The 18,197-nt window shown below is 72.1% G+C and carries 9 protein-coding genes; all 9 read left to right on the forward strand.

The features are described from left to right. Positions 1-134 precede the first annotated feature (134 nt). The 9 genes from eccD (at position 135) to ACGFIO_RS39875 (ending at position 18,145) form a co-directional block, all read left to right on the forward strand. On the forward strand, positions 135-1,532 hold the full coding sequence (gene eccD, locus ACGFIO_RS39835) for a type VII secretion integral membrane protein EccD (protein WP_392835315.1): 1,398 nt from the start codon (positions 135-137) through the stop codon (positions 1,530-1,532). 5 nt (positions 1,533-1,537) lie between these two features. Further along, the gene (gene eccB, locus ACGFIO_RS39840) at positions 1,538-2,935 is read left to right on the forward strand and encodes a type VII secretion protein EccB (protein WP_392835317.1); all 1,398 of its coding nucleotides are present in this window, start codon (positions 1,538-1,540) and stop codon (positions 2,933-2,935) included. Positions 2,936-3,038: 103 nt separating this feature from the next. Beyond that, positions 3,039-3,359, forward strand: coding sequence for a WXG100 family type VII secretion target (locus tag ACGFIO_RS39845; protein WP_392835320.1), 321 nt, complete (start codon positions 3,039-3,041; stop codon positions 3,357-3,359). Positions 3,360-3,371: 12 nt separating this feature from the next. Beyond that, the gene (locus ACGFIO_RS39850) at positions 3,372-3,662 is read left to right on the forward strand and encodes a WXG100 family type VII secretion target (protein ID WP_392835323.1); all 291 of its coding nucleotides are present in this window, start codon (positions 3,372-3,374) and stop codon (positions 3,660-3,662) included. Between the two features lie 69 nt (positions 3,663-3,731). After that, entirely contained in the window at positions 3,732-4,118 is a 387-nt protein-coding gene (locus tag ACGFIO_RS39855) for a hypothetical protein (protein WP_392835325.1), read from the forward strand. 46 nt (positions 4,119-4,164) lie between these two features. Next, complete coding sequence (locus tag ACGFIO_RS39860) at positions 4,165-6,561, forward strand: WXG100 family type VII secretion target (protein ID WP_392835328.1); 2,397 nt, start codon at positions 4,165-4,167, stop codon at positions 6,559-6,561. A 27-nt stretch (positions 6,562-6,588) separates the two neighbouring features. Continuing rightward, on the forward strand, positions 6,589-7,014 hold the full coding sequence (locus tag ACGFIO_RS39865; protein WP_392835330.1) for a YbaB/EbfC family nucleoid-associated protein: 426 nt from the start codon (positions 6,589-6,591) through the stop codon (positions 7,012-7,014). Next, the gene (locus ACGFIO_RS39870) at positions 7,011-7,343 is read left to right on the forward strand and encodes a hypothetical protein (protein ID WP_392835333.1); all 333 of its coding nucleotides are present in this window, start codon (positions 7,011-7,013) and stop codon (positions 7,341-7,343) included. Before ACGFIO_RS39865 ends, ACGFIO_RS39870 begins: the two co-directional genes overlap by 4 nt. 23 nt (positions 7,344-7,366) lie before the next feature. Further along, positions 7,367-18,145 (forward strand): DUF6531 domain-containing protein, encoded by a 10,779-nt coding sequence (locus tag ACGFIO_RS39875; RefSeq protein WP_392835335.1) that lies wholly within the window; start codon positions 7,367-7,369, stop codon positions 18,143-18,145. The last annotated feature ends 52 nt before the right edge of the window (positions 18,146-18,197 follow it).

The following is an 18,197-nucleotide window of genomic DNA, read 5'->3' on the forward strand; positions in this document are numbered from 1 at the left end:
CAGCACCGTGGTCACAGGGTCACCTCCGAACTTCTTCCCGGACAGCAGACGGCCTGAACCAGGTCGAGGGTCAACCGGGGGACAGAATTTTGTCGCGAGTTGAACTAACCGGTGGGTCCGCCCGTCTGCTGTCCATGACCGTCACCGCACCCGCGGAGATGTGCCGGCTCGTCGTGTGCGGCCCGGACCGCCAGCTCGAGATCGCCGTACCACCGCAGGTCGTCGTGGCCGACCTGCTACCCGTGCTGCTGCGGCAGCTGGGCGACGCCATGGCCGACACCGGCCTCGGGCACGGCGGCTGGGTGCTGCAGCGGCTCGGCGGTGACGCGCTGGACGAGGACGCCACCATCGGCTCGTCCGGATTGACCGACGGCACGGTGCTGCATCTGCGGCCCCGCTCCGACCAGATTCCCCCGGTGCACTTCGACGACCTGGCCGACGGGCTGGCCACCGGGGTGCGCAACCGGCCCGGCGCCTGGCGGCCGGAGATGACCCGGTGGGGGGCCGCCGCCGGACTGGCCGTGACGCTCGGCACCGGGGCCCTCGCCCTGGCCGCGACCGGACCGGCCCTGCCTCGCGCGATCGTCGCCGGGGTGCTGGCCCTGCTCCTCACCGGCGGCGCGGCGATCTTCACCCGGTCCTTCGGTGACCGGTTGTTCGGCCTGGTCACGGCGGCGGGCGGCCTGGCCTACGGCGCGTTGGCCGGCCTGATCGCCCCGGACGGCGGGGCCGGGCCGGCCCCGGTGCACTTCGACCGCCCACAGGTCTTCACCGCGGCGGTCGTCGTGGCCGTGCTCGCCCTGGGCGGCGGCTTCCTGCTCGGCCGGGCCGGTCCGGCCGCCGCCGCGGTGGTCACCGCCGCCGCGCTCACCGCCGTGGGCGCGGGCCTGGCCGCGTTCACCGGGCTGTCCGGCCGGGACGCCGCCGCCATCGTCGCCGTGGTCACCACCGTCGGCACCGCGCTGGTCCCGGTGACCGCGTTCCGGCTGGCCCGGATCCGGCTGAACCCGTTGCCGACCAAGCCCGAGGAGCTGCAGGAGGACATCGACCCGGAGCCCAGCGAGCCGACCATGCACCGGGCCGCGGTGGCCGACAGCTACATGACCGGACTGCACCTGGGCCTGGCCGGGCCGGCGGCCGGCGCGCTGCTGATGGTGGTGCCGGGCGGCGGCTGGGCCGGGAACACGCTGGTCGGCCTGATCGCGCTGGTCCGGTTGCTGGCCGCCCGCCCGATGACCAGCGGACAGCACCGGCTCGCGATCGCCGGTCCCGCGGTGATCGGCCTGGTCGCGGCCGCGGTCACCGGGCTCGCCGGCGCCCCGGCGGTGGTGCGTCTGCCGGTCGCGGGCGGCGCGGTGGCGGTGCTGACCGTGCTCTTCCACGTGGCCGCGCGGCAGCTGCCGGGCCGTCGCCTGATGCCGGTCTGGGGCCGGATCGGCGACATCGTCCAGTTGATCGGTACCGTCGCGCTGCTGCCGATCCTGGCCGCGGTCACCGGCCTGTACGCCTTCGCCCGGGCGATCGGGGGCTGAGCGCGGTGCAGTCCCGTCGCGATCAGGTGCAGGCCCAGTCGTACGTCTGGAGCCGGCTGGTCACCGCGCTGGTCGTCGCCGACGCCGACGCGGCTGAGAACCCCAACCGCCGGATGGTCGTCGGCACGGTCTCCGGCGTCCTGGCGGCCGCGCTCGTGGTGGCCGGCTTCACCGTGTTCGGGCTGCTCCGGCCGGGTGGCGCCCGCAGCTGGCAGAAGCCCGGCGTACTGGTCGTCGAGAAGGAGAGCGGCAGCCGCTACCTCTACTTCGGCGGCCGGCTCCGGCCGGTCCTCAACTACGCCTCGGCCCGGCTGCTGTTCCAGGCCGAGCCCAAGGTCGTCTCGGTGTCGCGACGGTCGCTGGGCGACGTGCCGCACGGGCAGCCGCTGGGCATCATCGGCGCACCGGACGCCCTTCCCGCGGCCGGGCGGGTGGCCGGGCAGGTGTGGACCGTCTGCGCCGCGTCGGCCAAGGACCAGACCGGGCGTACGACCACCGCGACGACCCTGGCCATCGACAGCGACGCCGCCGGGAGCGGGATCACGGTGGCCCCGGACGAGGCGGTGCTCGCCGCCGCCGGCGACCGGCGCTTCCTGGTCTGGCGCGGCTTTCGGCTGCGGCTCACCGCCGACTGGCTGCCGCGGGTGCTCGGCGCCGACGGGCCCGGCCTGCCGGTCGAGGAGATCTGGCTGGACACGGTCCCGGCCGGGCCGGACCTGGCCCCGCTGGCGGTGCCGGGGCGCGGCGAACCCGGGCCGGCCATCGACGGGCGGCCGGCCCGGATCGGCGAGCTGTTCACCGCCCGGGACACCGGCGGCGGCGTCCGCACCTACCTGCTCCGGCGGGACGGGCTGGCGGCGCTCGGATCACTGGCGTACGCGATGGTGGCCGCCGACCCGGCGACCGCGCACCTGTACGGCGGACCGGTCCAGCCGCGCGAACTCAGCCTGGCCGCGCTGGCCCAGGTGCCGGTGTCGCCGGCCCCGATGCTGCCCGACGGCGTGCCGCCCGACCTGCCCCGCATCCGGCCGGCGCCGCCGGTCGGCACCACCTGGTGCGCGCGGCACGCCATGTCCGACGGCCAGGTCGAGCTGGCCGCCGACCGCCCGGTGACCACCAGCCCGGTTGTCGACGGCATCGCGCTGCGCCGCACCACGCGGACCGCGGCCGCGGTGTCGGTCGAGGCCGGGCAGGGCGGCCTGGTCGCGGCCGGTCGCTTCGGACAGGCGCTGGGCGCCGTCCGCTACCTGGTGACCGACGCGGGCGTGAAGTATCCGGTGACCGACACCGGCTCCGCGACCCGGCTCGGCTTTCCCGCCTCGGACACCCGACCGGTCCCGCCCCGGCTGCTCGACCTGCTGCCGACCGGGCCCGCGTTGGGGACGGCGATGGTGCTCGGATGAGCCGCGACCCCGGCCGCGAGCCCGGCGAGGTAACCGAGCCCGTCGCCACCCCGGAACAACCGCCCTCGCCCCCGAGGACCGGTGCAGGACAAAGGAGAGGTAGATGGCACAACCGAACCTGGACATCGACGAACAGAGCACCGTCGCCCTCATCAATGCCTTCAAGCAGGCGGCCGACGACCAGGACAGCGCGCACAGCTCGGTCACGTCCACCCAGGCCGCGCTGGTCGGTGGCTGGACCGGCGCGGCGTCGGGCCGGTTCAGCGACGGGCTCGGCGAGTGGATGGCCGGCCTGATCAAGGTGAAGAACGCGCTGAACATGATCGACGAGAGCATGGTCGAGTTCTCCAAGCTCACCGCCAACACCGAGGACGACGCCATCGCGCTGGCCGCGCAGGGCGAAGTCAACGCGACCTGGACCTGAGAGGACCACACCATGCCGAACTATTCATACGCCCCGGCCGTCGGCGACGACGGCGTCCAGTCGCTGCGCGCCGTGACCGAGAAGCTCCGGGCCTCGCTCGAGGCGCTGACGGCGTCGGCCGAGCGGTTCAAGGCCCTGAACGCCGGTCACGCCATCAACAGCTACGACGAGGCCCAGCTGATGTGGAACCAGGGCATGGCCGAGATGCAGGACGCGCTGGGCGTGAAGGGCCAGAACCTGGGCCGGATCGGTGAGGGCTACGTGCTCACCGACGCGCACGGCGCGGCGATGTTCCAGCGCTGAGACGACCCCATCCGGGTACGGGCGGCGCGGCCCGTCCGTACCCATCGAACCCGACCCGAAGGAGGCGCCATGCCGGACCAGATCAAGATCGACGAGGGCTTCATCACCACCGTACGCGACCAGTTGACGGGCATCCGCGACCAGATCACCACGATCCGCGGCGGCGCCACGCCCGGCAACGAGAGCAAGACGCCGGGCCACCCCCTCAACAGCATGGCCGTCGTCCCGGGCGCGCCCGGGTTCGTGGCCGGCCAGCACGTACGGACCAAGGTCACCGCGATCGGCGGCAAGGTCGACACCAAGCTGCTGGCCTACGACGGCAAGCTCGACACCAACGGCCAGCGGCTCGACCAGATCCTGGCGTCCGGCGAGCACGTCGAGCTGACCAACATGTCGCTGGCCGACTACAACACGTACAGCGGCGCCACCACCTACCCGCCGCCGACCACGGTCTGATCCTCCCCGGTACCGCCCCGCCCGTCCTCGCCGCCTGGAGCGCACGATGTCACAGGAACTGGACGCCACCAAGCAATGGGAATCAGGCCTGAGCATCGTGCTGGGCGCGCCCGAGGACATGGATCGGCGCGCCTTCTTCGAGCCGAAGTGGATCAACTTTCTGGGCGCGCGGACGGTGGACAGCGAACCCGCGCCCAACAACGCCCCGAACACCTTCACCCTCTATCGAAAGGTCTCCGGCGGTACGACCACGTCGTACCGATCGAATTACCTGGCTCCCTCCACACCGGTCTCCTCCAACGCCCCGGACAAGTACTTCGTCATCGACGGTGAGGTCAGCTGGCTCATCGGCGGCGACGGTTCACCGGACCAGAAGTACACCAAAGGGTTCGTCGACAACACTGTCAAGGCGCTGGCCAGCGGGCCGGGCGGCAAGATGCTGAACACCGCGTCGATGGAGGACGCGGCCAACACGTTTCTCAATCTGAGGAACTGGCTGGACACCGCGATCCAGCGGATCCACACCGAGATCGGCAAGGTCGGCAACGACGACAGCGGATTCAAGGGTACGGCCGCCGGCGCGTTCCTTCAGACTCTGGAGAACCTTCGCGACGAGCTGAAGGTGCTCCAGGCCGACCTGATGAAGAGCCAGGACTGGGTCGTGCTCCTCAACGACAACGCGGCGGCGGTGCGCACGTTCTGGGACGAGATCCCCAAGGCCTGGCACCGGTACGAAGCCCTGGACAGCCCGGGGAAAATCGTCGACGGCGTCCTCAAGCAGATCAGGGACAAGGCGGATGGCCTCAAGAGCGCTCCCGCGGCCCAGGGCCTGGACAAGTGGATCTTCAACCTCTCGGTCGGCACGACGACGAAGGACTACAACCTGATCGACGGGCCGGGGTTCGAAGCGCTCAACAACGACATGCACGATTACTGGAAAACCCTGGTCGAAGACATCGACAACACCATGAAATTGCAGTTCCAGAAGCTCCGGGACAGCTTCGAGAAGACCGCCCTGCACATGAACGAGCCCCGGACGTTCGTACCGAAGACGGTCGCAACCCCGCCACCGCCGACCCAGCCGGGCCCGAACGGTGACACCAACGGCGACGGCAACTTCACCATCGACGACATCGTCAACGCGTTCAACAAGGGCGGTGGCGGCGGCGGGGGTGGCGGCGGCAATGGCGGCGGTGCGAACTTCAACGGCGGGGGCGGCGGTGACGGCGGGGGCGGCAACGGCGGCGGCAACGGTCCGAACGCCTTCAGCTTCGGCGGCGGCGGGGGCGGGGGCGGCGGGGGCAACAGCGGTCCGGGCGGGGGCAGCAGCTTCGGACCCGGCTCGAACGGGAACCAGAACCCGGCCCCCGACCAACTCAACGCCTTGGGCGGCGGTGGTGGTGGAGGGGGCGGCAGCGGCGGAGGCTCGAGCTTCGGTCAGGCCGGGCTCGGGCTGGGCGCGGCCGGTGCGCCCGGTCCCCGCTCGCGCGACGGCAACGCGGGCGCCGGCAGCAGCCCCGGCGGTGACGACTTCGACGACTTCATCGACAACCCGGACGGCCCCGGTGCCGGCATGAGTATCGGCGGCGGCTCCGGGCCGGGTCTGCCGTCGTCGGGTCCGTCCACCGTGGACGTGCCCTCGTTCGGCAGCGCGGCCGGCGAAGCACCGTCGTTCGGATCCGGCGGCGGCGGTGGACCGGGCGGCGGCGGAACCGTCGGCGCGCTCGGCAGCGGCAGCTCGGGCGGGGCCGGCTTCGGCGGTGGGGGCGGCGGAGCCGGCTTCGGCGGCGCGAGCGCGGGCGGGCCGGGCGGCGGATCCACCATCGGCGACATCGGCGGCAGCGCGGCCGACACCGGACCGGGCTTCGGCAGCGACGGCAGCTCCCTGCCCTGGCCCCCGGACCGGGTCCCGGCCGGCGGAGGCATGCACGTCGGGCCCCTCGGCGTGGTGCCGGGCGACAGCGGGATGGACTTCGGCAGCCAGGCCTATGGCGGCAACGGCACCTGGGCGGCCGGCGGAGGTGGTGGTGGCGGCAGTGGCGCGGGATTCGGCGGCGGCTCCGGCTTCGGCGGGGGTGCCGGCAGCGCACCCGTTACCGCCGGCGGGACACCGCTCGGCGGTCTGACCTCGGGCGCCGGTGCGCTCGGCGGAACCTCAGCCGCGGCGATGGGCGCGTCCGGCTCTCCCGGCGGCGCACCGATGATGCCGCCCATGATGCCGCCGGGTGCCGCCGGCAACCAGGACAAGGAGCGCGAACGCACCACCTGGCTGGCCGAGGAGGAAGAGGTGTGGGGCACCGACCCCGACGTCTCGCCCGCGGTGGTCGGACGCGACGAGTACGCCGACGCCGACCACGACGAGCGCGCGCCCTGGTCGCCCGCCCCCCGGCAGCCCACCGGCCCGACCGGGCCCGCCCGCGGTGGCCGGACCCGCGGCCACTGAACCGAACAGCGACAAGGAGGCGTGTTGATGAGCAGTCCCCTGCAAAACCGGCTCGAACAGGCGATGGCCGAGTTCGAGCAGCACAAGACCAAGGTGGCCGCGTTCGAGGCCCGGATGGCCGACACCGGCGCCACCGTCACCACGAAGAACCGCATGCTGAGCGTCACCGTCAACGCGCAGGGCGAGCCGACCGAGGTGAAGTTCCTGACCGCTGCGTACCGCACCATGGCGCCGGCCGAACTCGGCACGCTGGTCGCCGAGGCCGTGTGCGCCGCACAGCGCGAGGCCCGGACCAAGGCGGCCGGCCTCTTCGCGGAGCTGCTGCCGGCCGGGGTGCCGGTACTCGACATGCTCACCGGCCCGGTCGACTTCGACGCGGCCATGCGTGAGATCACCGAGGTCTTCGACGAGGCCCGGCAGCCCCGGCCCGGCCGGCGGGAGGGGCAGCCGTGAGCCCGTACCGGATCGCCGCCGACACCGAGCTGATCAACAACCCCACCCTGCGGCACGCCGCGGAGCAGATCAGAAAGGCCATCGAGACGTACGACAGAGACGTCGCGGGCGTCGGCCAGGTGGTGTTGCACGACCGCGAGTCGGACGTCGACGAGTACGTCGTCGACCTGATCCGGCAGGCACCGGAGGTCACCCGGAACCTGCTGGCCATGATCGAGCGGGCGGCCAACGGCGACGTGGGGGCGGCGCGGGACATGGCCGACTTCTTCGCCAAGGCCGAGGAGGAGCACGTCGTGCAGGCGTCCACCGGCACGATCACCACGCACTAGGGCGGCCGGCGGTGGGCCTGGACGTGTCCGACGAGCTGAACAACTTTCAGTTCTGGCTGTCCGGCGAGCAGTTCCCGGGCACCGACGAGGACAAGCTCTGGCAACTCGCCCAGGTCCACCGCACCGCGGCCGAGGAGATCGGGAAGATCCTGCCGCTCTTCGTCAAGGCGATCGACGAGATCGACGACGCGGTCGAAGGGCAGGCCAACACCGCGATCGTCGACGCCCTGCAGGAGTACACCGACGACCCCGGCTTCATCGGCCTGTCCTCGCGGTACGTCAACCGGCTGGGCGACGACATGGACAACTCGGCCACCGAGGTCGAGTACGCGAAGTACATGATCATCGCCACGCTCATCGAACTGATGATCGAGTTTCAGATCGCCGTGGCGATGGCCGTGTTCTTCCCCGGCTCGCTGGCCGCGATGGCCGCCCGATTCCTGATCGGCCGGTTCAAGATCTGGGCGTGGCTGGCCCGGGCCATCGTCGCGGTGGTCATCTCCCAGGTGGCCGGCATCGGCATGCAGGTGCTGATGGACCTGGTGGTGCAGGCGATCCAGATCCGTGAGGGGCACCGCGCCGGCTTCGACCAGAACAAGCTCCTGGACTCGGTCGCGGTCGGTTCGCTCGGCGGCGCCGTCGGCCTGGCCCTCGGCGGTGTCGGCGGCGGCGCCGCCAACCTGTTGAAGAAGGCCCTCGGCAAGGACTTTCTGGGCGATCGGGTGGGCGAGAACCTGCCGTACGGTTCCGCGCTCAACACCGCCAAGGAGTACGCCGAGAACGCCGCGCACGAGATGTCCACCGAGGTGGTCACCGAGATCCTGTGGGCGGTCAGCCAGGGCGAGGAGATCGACTGGGGTACGGGCGGCTCCATCCACGGGGCGGCGTTGTCCGGCCTCGCGTCCGGAACGGTGGAGTTCCTCGGCGAGAAGCTCGGCCAACGGATCCGCTCGGGCCTCGACAAGAACGCCGGCGAAGGTGACGGGCCATCCGGCGGCCCGGGTCCGGAGAAGGCCGCACCGCGGGATGTCGCGGACAGCACGTCGAAAGCCGGCGACCTGCCCCCGTACACCGAACCCCCGGCGCCGACCGCCGACGACCCGCCCCCATACACCGAACCCCCGGCGCCGACCGCCGACGACCCGCCCCCATACACCGAACCCCCGACGCCGACCGCCGACGACCCGGAGGGTCAGCCCGCGCCGGGCTCCCTCTCCGGCGAACCGGCCGAATCTCCACCGGGCCCGGATTCCTCCGGATCCAGCTCCCTCGGCCCGCAATCGATTCCGCCTCCCGCTCGATCCGGGCCGCTCACCCCTGGGCCTGGTCCCGACACCCCGCAACCCGGCCAGGACGGCTCTCGACCCGATCTCGCCGAGCCGCGGCAGACGCCGACCGGGCCCGAGCCGCCCCCCGGCGGCCTCGACCCTCCCGGCCGGACCGACGGCGACACTCCCGGCCAGAGCAGCGACGACCCTCCCGGCCAGAGCGACGGCGACACCACGCCGGTCGACACGAACGCGCCGGGTGAGCACGTTCCGGACAGTGGCACGAACACCGCCGACGGCCACGCGTCGGGTGACAACGCCGCCGGCACGAACTCGCCGTCCGACAGCGGTGCGACGCCGGAGCTCGGCGGGGCCGGCGTGGTCACACCACCGGCCGACTTCACACCACCGGCCGTCGCACCACCGGCCGGGGTCACGCCGCCGGCCGAGGTCACGCGCGGTCCCGATGGTGGCTGGGTCGCGAACGGCGCACCTCTCCTGGCCGGGCCCGCGCCGGATGGCCGGGCCGGCCTCAATCTGCTCTCCGGCGACGATCTCGCGTCGATCGGCGGTCACCCGCCGCAGCCCGTGGACGGCGGTCTCCTCGTGCTCGGCCGAGGCCTGTCCGACTCCGGCGATCCGGGGCTGGCCGGCACCGTTCTCGGGCCCGACGGCGGTCCACGGCTGGTCCGGATCGGACCCGAGCAAGTCGCGGACATGCTCGGGCAGCATCCGGGCCCGGCGCCGATCACGCTGGTGGCTCCCCCTCAGGGTCAGCTTCCGGCCGAGTTCCCGGCCCGGCTGGCGGCGGCCGCCGACCGGGACGTCCTGGTCCGGCCGACGGACGTCCGGGGCGGCACCGAGGCGCCCTCCGCCCGGGTGGTCGCGATCGGCGGCCGTCCGTGGCTGCGCTTCACCGGTGGCGCGCCGTCGCCGTCCACGTTCACCGCATCGCCGCCCGGTACGACGCCCCCGGTCCCCCGGCCCGTCTCGGCGCCTGCCGACGATCGCCGGACGGTGAGTTCCGCAACGCGCGGCAGCCGGCCGGGCGACCGGGCCGCCGCTGCTGTTCGGCCGGGCGTGCGGCCCGCCGTACCGGCCCGGCCGGGCGACCGGGCCGCCGGACCCGTCCGCGCTGTCCCGGTGACCGGCCCGGTGGCCGTGATTGCGTCGCCGGCCGAGGTCCCGGTGGCCGCCTTCGCGAAGAGCACGGCCGAGACCCCGACCGCCGGTGACCCGATCGATGTCACCACCGGTCGCGTGATCTACCCGGAGATCGACGCGGTCCTGCCCGGCCTGGTCCTCGAGCGGACCCACCGCTCCGACTACCGATGGGGCCACTCCTTCGGCCGGACCTGGGCATCCACGCTGGACCAGCGGGTCGTGACCGGCGCCGAGTGCTTGTGGTTCCTGGCCGCGGACGGGTCCATTGCCACCTATCCGCTCCCCGAGGGTGGTGCCGCGGTGCGGCCGGTGCTCGGTTCGGCCGGTTCGTTGCGCCGGCTGGCCGACGGCCGGTGGGAGCTTGACGGGTCCGACCGGCTGCTGCTGTTCGAACCGTCGGCGCAGGGCGGCGATGCGTTCCTCACCGATGTCCTGACCGCCGCCGGGCGCTGGGCGGTGGAACGCGACGCCGCCGGCACGCCGTGGTGCGTGACGTCGTCGTCCGGCGTTGTCGTGGATCTGGAGGCGGCCGGCGGCCGGCTGACCGGCATCCGGGTCCGGGCCGGGGACGACGAGCCGGTCACGGTGCGCCGATTCGAGTACGACGGCCGGCGGCACCTGGTCGGAATCCACAACTCCGCGGGCGAAGTCACCCGGTTGCGTTACGACGAGGCCGGGCGGATCACGCGGTGGGACGACCGGAACGGCGAGTGGTACGTCTACCGCTACGACGACCGCGGCCGCTGCGTGTCGACCGACGGGAACGACGGATGCCTGCGGTACTCGTTCGCGTACGGCGACCGGGTCGCCGTCGTGACCGACTCCCGGGGCGGCGTTCACCGCTACGAGCTGAACGAGCATCTGCAGGTCGTGTCCGTCGTCGATCCGCTGGGCGCGACGACGCGCACGGAGTGGGACGCGGCGCACCGGCTGCGGTCGCGGACCGATCCGCTCGGCCGTGTGACCCGGTTCGACTACGACGACCGGGGACGGCCGGTCGCTGTCACACATCCGGACGGCAGCACGACGCCGCCGGGCCGGAACGAGGGCCGGCCGGCCGGTGTGCGGGCTCCGGGCGTACCCGGACGAGCCCTTGAATTTGATCTTGACGGCCTGGGACGGCCCAGGTCGGCGCGGCTCCCGGACGGGACCGCGACGGAGTTCGGCTGGACGGCCGAGGGCGCTCTCGCCTGGCTCGTCGGCCCGGGCGGCTCCCGGCAGGAATGGCATTACGACGGCGAAGGGAATCTCGTGGAGAGCATCGACGGCATGGGCCGGACGACGAATGTCGAGTACGGGCCCTTCGACCTGCCGATCGCGCAGGTCGATGAGGCGGGCAACCGCACCGAGTACGCCTACGACACCGAGCTGCGCCTGACCGCGGTGACCAATCCGGCCGGGCAGGTGTGGCGGTACGCCTACGACGCCGCGGGCCGCCTGCGGGAGGAGACCGACTTCGACGGCCGCACCCAACGCTACGTCCGGGACGCGGCCGGGCAGCTGCTGGCTCGCACCGACGCGGCCGGGACCTCCACGCACTACGCGTACGACGCGCTGGGCCGGGTGATCGAACGCCGGGCCGGCGAGGTCGTCACCCGGTTCGAGTACGACGCGGACGGCCGGCTCTCGGCCGCGCACAGCCCCGACGCGGTGGTCCGTTTCGAGCGCGACGAGCACGGGCGGGTGATCGCCGAGACGATCAACGGCCGGACGGTGCGGACCTCGTACCACGCCGGCCTGGGCGCGGTGGAGAGCCGGACGACACCATCGGGGCGGCACAGCCGGTGGACCTTCGACCCGACCGGCCGGCCGGTCGGCCTGACCGCCGGCAACCACATGGTCAGCTTCCGGCACGACGCGGCCGGGCGGGAGCTGAGCCGCACGGTGAACGGCGTGGTCGCGCTGCAACAGCGGTTCGACACCGCGGGGCGCCTGGCCGCTCAGGAGATCGGCGGACGTGCGGGACGCGGCTTCACCTACGACGCGGCCGACCGCGTCACCGCGATCACGGATCCGCTGACCGGCGACCGCGCCTTCGAGACCGACGAGCTCGGCCGGATCCGCGCGGTGACCGCGGGCGGTGCGGGGTCACAGCGGTACGACTACGACGCGGCGGGCAACCTGGTCGGCGCGGGCACGGGCCGGTGGGACTACGACGGCACCATGCTGGTGCGGTCGGACGAGGCGACCTATTCCTACGACGGGAAGGGGCGGCTGACCGGGCGCGTCGACGCCGCCGGCGAGTGGTCGTTCGCCTGGGACGACGAGGATCGCATCGTACGAGCGACCACCCCCGGCGGGGACCGGTGGCGGTACCGGTACGACGCGTTCGGCCGGCGGATCGCCAAGCAGCGGCTCGCCGCCGACGACACGCTGCTGGAAGAGGTGAGCTTCGCCTGGTCGGGCGACCTGATGGTGGAGCAGAGCCACAGCGGTCCCGGCGATCCGGCCGTCACCTCATGGGACTATCGGCCGGACGGATCGGCACCGGTCGCCCAGTCCGACGGCGACCAGCTGCGCACCGTGATCACCGACCTCATCGGCACTCCGACCCACCTGGTCGAACCGGATGGCGCGCTGCGCTGGTGGTCGCGGGGCGACCTGTGGGGCCGTACCGCCGACCCGGCCGGAGCGGGCACTCCCCTGCGCTTCCCGGGTCAGTACTTCGACGCCGAAACCGGTCTGCACTACAACCGTTTCCGTTACTACGACCCGGCGACCGCCCGCTATCTGAGCCCCGACCCGCTCGGCCTCGGTGGCGGCACCAACCCCACCGCCTACGTACCCGACCCGCTCACCGCCGCCGACCCGCTCGGCCTGACCAGCTGCAAGAAGGCCGGCGCGGGGCAGGCGTCCGACCCGGGTGACGGGTTCAACCTGGCGGAACCGGGGCCGGCGGACGGTGATCCCACCCCGACGCCGCAGCCGTCCGGTCCGCCGACTGTCGCACAGCTCCTCGGACCGGATCGGCCGGCCGAACTGAGCCGGCGGTTCGACAGCGGCGCCGCGCCGTCGGTCACCGCGACCCTCACCGCGAACCCTCCGGTGAACATCAGCGACGTGCTGGCCCAGCTGCCCGCCCCGGCGATGCCCGAAGCTGATCTGTCGTTCCTGCGGGATTCGCAGATCTACATGCAGCCGTCCGCCCGTGTCCGCGTGCCCGCCGACATTCAGCAGGCCGCCCGGTACATCCGTGACGAACCAGTGGCTCCGGAAGAGGTGTGGAATCGGCTCGCGAACGGATCCAGGGCGCTCGCGGCCCAGGTCGACCGGACCTTGTCGATGGTCTCGGACCAGGCCCGGGCCGACACGGCTCGCGAGTTCTGGGAGTCCTTCGCCGAGGCCGTCCAGTCACCCTGGGCCGATGACCCGGCGGAAATGGACCGCCAGGTCCAGAAGTACTCCCAGGCGGTGGAAGAGATGAAGGCGGCCGTCCAGCCGGACGGCCTGTCCAACCCGCTGCCGTCCCCACTGATCGTCGTGAGCAACCAGGCTCCGGCGATCGCGAACCTGCGAGACCTTTTACAGTTCAAGATGGAGATCGGCCATCTGTTGCTCGCGGCGCTCAACGAGACACGAGCCGGTGCGCTGCGGCATCACGTCGCGACGCGTGCGCCCGCCGTCCTCGAGTCGATCCGGGTCAAGCGTGAGATCAGGCACGTCGAGAAGGCCTACCAACGGCTCGGCCGGGCGATCCAGCCCAGCGCCTCGTCCCGGCCGGACAGCACACTGCAGAAGTCGCTGGACAACGCCTTCGGCGCGGTGGTCAAGTTCAACAAGGTCGTGAACCACGCCCAGAACCGCGTGCGCCAGGCCATCGAGCACGAGGCGACGGCCGCGGTGGCGGCCGGGGAGCCGACAGCGGCCCAGCAGCGGGCGAAGCGGGCGCTGGGCATCCTCAACACTCTGATGAGTGCGGTCGCGGCCGGGACGGCCACCGAAGGCCTCGCGTTCGTCCCGGGCACGGTGACCTTCGCCGGTTCGGCGATCAACGAAGTCGTGCAGAGAGCGATCGAACGGCACAGGACCAGCAAGTTCGAAGGCCTGAATTCGAAGGGCGAGGTCATCGCCGGCCTCGACGCCGACCCGCTGCTGCTGGAAAAGGTCCACATCGAGAACTACAAGCGGCTGTTCCAGGTCGCGATGGACGCCGCGGGCATCGCCGGAGCATATTCGCCGGCCTGGCAGGTGACCCAGCCGGTCATCCTCAGCGTCGTCAACACCTTCCTCGACAACCGGGTCAAGGAAGCCGAGCGGCGGATCGAGAGCGGTCAGACGGTCCGGTTCGACGAGACGTCGTGGCGGGAGATGCACGACGGCCTCAAGGACGCGCTCAAGCACCCGGAACGGTGGCGTCACACCGTGCCCAAGGAGACCTGGAACTCGTTCCGGAAGGAGGTCAAGGAAAAGCTCACCGGCGTCGAGGTCTGGGGCGGCACGGCCGAGTCGATCGCGAAGAAGGAATTCGCGCAGTGGGGCTTCATCGGCGCTGCGACCAGCGCCATGAGCCGGATCCTGGTGGACAACATCCTCGCCATGATTCCGCCGAAGCCCGTGCACGCGGTCGACGGCACGACCATCAGGGACATGATCGGCAGCCTGGGCCAGATGCCGGCCCAGAGCACCGAGACACCGGCGCCGACTCCGGGTGACAGCCGGACGCTGGCGCCGATCCCCGAGGGAACCCGGGACACCGACCAGTTCAACCGGCCGATCGTGCTGCACGTGCCGAACAAGAAGCCCGGTGGGATCCTCTGGGCGGCCGCCGAATTCCACGGCACCCATGTCTGGGGTGACTTCAACCCGAACACCGGGGTCTTCACCCCGAAGGAGCCCGACCCGGACGCGTTCGTCCCGGACGACGTGCTGGCCAAGCGGGTCCTCAACGCCGACCACTATCACGACGATGACGGGCATCCGGTCAAGGTGAAGTACTACCAGCCGTTCAAGGATCAGAACGACTTCACCTACCTCATGGTCCGCGAGGACGACGGCGGCTGGGAGTGGCTGCACGCGGCGAAGCCGGCGGCCGGTGTCACCGGGCACGACGGCACCGACCGGACCCCCGACCTTGCCATCAATGTTCTCAAGGACTGGATCCAGACAGCGAAGTTCCCCTGGGTTCCGCCGACCGAGGTGGCGCTGAAGTTCGACTCCGGGGCCGAACAGCCGAAGACCGACGCCCAGCTCCAGGAGTTCGCCACCCTGTTCGCGGATCAGGTCAACGAACACCGCAAGACGAAGACCCAGCCGCCGAAGATCAACGTGGAAGGTGGCAGCCGCGGAAGCACCGGCCGCCGTGCCGTCAAGGGCCTCGTCAGCGGAACCAGGAATCTCCAGGTGTCCGACCGGCAGGCGCTCGAGACCGGGCAGCGCCGCGCCGCGCAGACCCGCCAGATCATCACCGACCTGGTCGACCGGGAACTGTGGGAGGTCGCGACCCGCGAGGGCATCAGCCGGACCGAGCTTCCAGCCGCCAAGGACCTGTTCGGCACCGTGACCAGCCGCGGCGACGACCCCAACGCATCGGTTGCCCCGGATCATGTGAAGAAACTGCTCGACGTCGGCGCCGAAAAACATGACCCGAGCGCACTGGTGTGGATGGACCCGGCCCCGGACTTCCAGCGGCAGGCGTCGTTCGCCGGCGTGAACCCGGCCGGAGTCGCGGAAGAAACGAGCAGGATGACCACGGCCGCCGACCCGATCGACGTGGCCACCGGCCGCATGGTCATGACCGAGTCGGACCTGGTGCTGCCCGGTCTCACCCTGGAACGAACCTACCGCTCCGACTACCGCTGGGGCCGCTCCTTCGGGCCGTCCTGGGCGTCCACCCTCGACCAGCGCGTCATCGTCGACGGCGACCAGGTGCGCCTGCTCGCCGCGGACGGCTCCGTGCTCACCTACCGGATGCCCGCGGAGGGTGCCGAGGCGCTGCCGGTCCTCGGGCGGGCGCTGCCGCTGCGCCGCCTCACCGGCGGCGGATGGCTCCTCACCGACCCGGGCACGGACCGCGTCCTGCTCTTCACGCCCGCCGGCCGGTCCGAGTCGCTGCTGAGCGACGTGACCGAAGGCGCGACGCGGTGGTCCATCGACCGGGACGACACCGGCACGCCGACCCGGCTGCGTTCCTCGACCGGCGCAGTCGTGCTGGTCTCGTCCAGTGCCGCCCTGATCGACGAGCTCTCGCTGCCCGGCCCGGACGAAACGCGGCTGCCGGTGGCCCGGTTCGGCTACGACATGGGAGGTGAGCTGGCCGAGGTGATCAACACGTCGGACCGGGCCGAGCGGTTCACCTACGCCGGCGGACTGCTGGTTCGCTGGGACGACCGGAACGGCGAGTGGTACACGTACACGTACGACGAGGCCGGCCGCTGCATCGCCACCGACGGCAAGGGCGGCTACCTGCGCTACCGGTTCGACTACTACCAGGGCCTGACCGTCGTCACCGACTCGCTCGGTGCGCAGCGCCGGTACGAGCTCAACGACCGCTTCCAGGTGGTCGCCGAGACCGGGCCGCTGGGCGAGACCACCCGCAACGAGTACGACGTCGCCTACCGCCTGCTGTCGTCGACCGACCCGCTGGGCCGGACGACCACCCGGGAGTACGACGCCGCGGGCCGGCTCGCCGCGATCGTGCGGCCCGACTCCAGCCGTTCGACGATCGCCTACGACCGGTACGGACGGCCGGTCTCGTGGGCCGGCTTCGACGGCGCGACCCGCGTACGCGAGTTCGGCGCCGACGGTCAGGTGCTCGCCGAGACCGGCCACGAGCTGCGGCCGACCGGCCCGGGAAGCCCCGCGCTGGTGGTACGCAACGCGGCGCGCCAGATCACGTCGATGATGACCGACGAGGGCGAGACCCGGTACCGGTACGACGCTCTGGGCCGGGTCGTCGCGGCCGAGACCAGCCGCGGCACCACCGAGTTCGGCTGGAGCCTGGAAGGCCAGCTGGTGACTCGCCGGAACCCGGACGGCAGCGTCGAGGAGTACACGTACGACAGTGAGGGCAACCTGATCGCCGCGGTCGACCGCACCGGCCGGCGCACGTACTACGAGTACGGCGCGTTCGATCTGGTCACCGCCAGGATCGACGAGGACGGCAAGCGGACCAGCTACGAGTACGACACCGAGCTACGGCTGACCGCGGTCACCGATCCGGCCGGGCGGACCTGGCGCTACCGCTACGACCCGAACGGCCGGCTGATCGAGGAGCTCGACCCCGACGGCGGGACGCAGCGCTACGGCTACGACGTCGCGGGCCAGCTCGTCGAGCACACCCGGCCGGACGGTGAGGTCACCACCTACGGGTACGACCTGCTGGGCCGGGTGACCGAGCGGCGTACCGGGACGGCCGTGACGCGGTTCGAGTTCGACGCCGCCGGCCGGCTCATCGCGGCCGACGACGCCGACTCCCAGGTGCGCATTGAGCGCGATGCCACCGGCCGGGTCGTCGCCGAGACGGTGAACGGGCTGACGGTGTCCACCGCCTATCAGGAGGCGTCCGGGGCGGTGAGTGCCCGGACCCGCCCGTCGGGTGCGGTCACGCAGTGGTCGTACGACGATGCCGGGCGACCGGCGACCCTGGCCGCCGACGGTCATCAGGTCCGGTTCGGCTACGCCGGAGGGCTCGAGATCAGCCGCTCGTCGGATGCCGGGCTGGATGTCGAGCAGGTTTTCGACGACCTGGGCCGGCTGGCGGCCCAGCGGATCGCCGGGGTGACCGACCGCCGCTACATCTACGACGAGGCCAACCGCCTCGCCGCCGTGTACGACCAGGTGCAGGGCGACCGCGAGTTCGGTCCCGATGAACCGGCCACCGACGCCCGGTACACGCTGGACCAGAACGGGCGGCCGGCCACCCGGTCGGACGCGGCCGGCGAGTGGCAATTCACCTGGAACGGCCAGGACCAGCTGACCGAGGTGACCACCCCGGGCGGCGACCGGTGGCAGTACCGGTACGACGCCCTCGGCCGGCGGATCGGCAAGCTGCGCCTCGGCGCGAAGGGCGCCACCGTCGAGGAGTTCAGGTTCGTCTGGACCGGCGATCTGCTGGTCGAGCAGCACCATCGGGTCCGAGGCGGCAAGGTGGTCACGACCGCGTGGGAATACCACCCGTCGGCCGCGCACCCGGTCGCCCAGATCACCGACGGCACGGTGTACGCCGTGGTGACCGACGACGCGGGCACACCGATGGACGTGGTCGGCCTCGACGGCGTCGCGACCGGAGCGGCGCCGGTCGTCCCGGTACGGGCCGGGGGCCGCTATCTCGACGCCGAGACCGGCCTGCAGTACCACCGGTCCGGTTACTACGACCCGGCCTCGTCGCGGCCCCTGGCCGGTCACGGCCGGACCGCGCTGTCCGTGCGGTGACGAACCGGTCCGCCCCGGCCCACCGGCCGGGGCGGACCGGCGGGCCGAAGCC

Source organism: Actinoplanes sp. NPDC049265 (assembly GCF_043197135.1).
In the GTDB taxonomy this organism is placed as follows: Bacteria; Actinomycetota; Actinomycetes; order Mycobacteriales; family Micromonosporaceae; genus Actinoplanes.

Coding starts and splice junctions, on each gene's coding strand:
- eccD (WP_392835315.1), top strand. CDS start 135: ATGACCGTCACCGCACCCGCGGAGATGTGCCGGCTCGTCGTGTGCGGC.
- ACGFIO_RS39845 (WP_392835320.1), top strand. CDS start 3,039: ATGGCACAACCGAACCTGGACATCGACGAACAGAGCACCGTCGCCCTC.
- ACGFIO_RS39850 (WP_392835323.1), top strand. CDS start 3,372: ATGCCGAACTATTCATACGCCCCGGCCGTCGGCGACGACGGCGTCCAG.
- ACGFIO_RS39855 (WP_392835325.1), top strand. CDS start 3,732: ATGCCGGACCAGATCAAGATCGACGAGGGCTTCATCACCACCGTACGC.
- ACGFIO_RS39860 (WP_392835328.1), top strand. CDS start 4,165: ATGTCACAGGAACTGGACGCCACCAAGCAATGGGAATCAGGCCTGAGC.
- ACGFIO_RS39865 (WP_392835330.1), top strand. CDS start 6,589: ATGAGCAGTCCCCTGCAAAACCGGCTCGAACAGGCGATGGCCGAGTTC.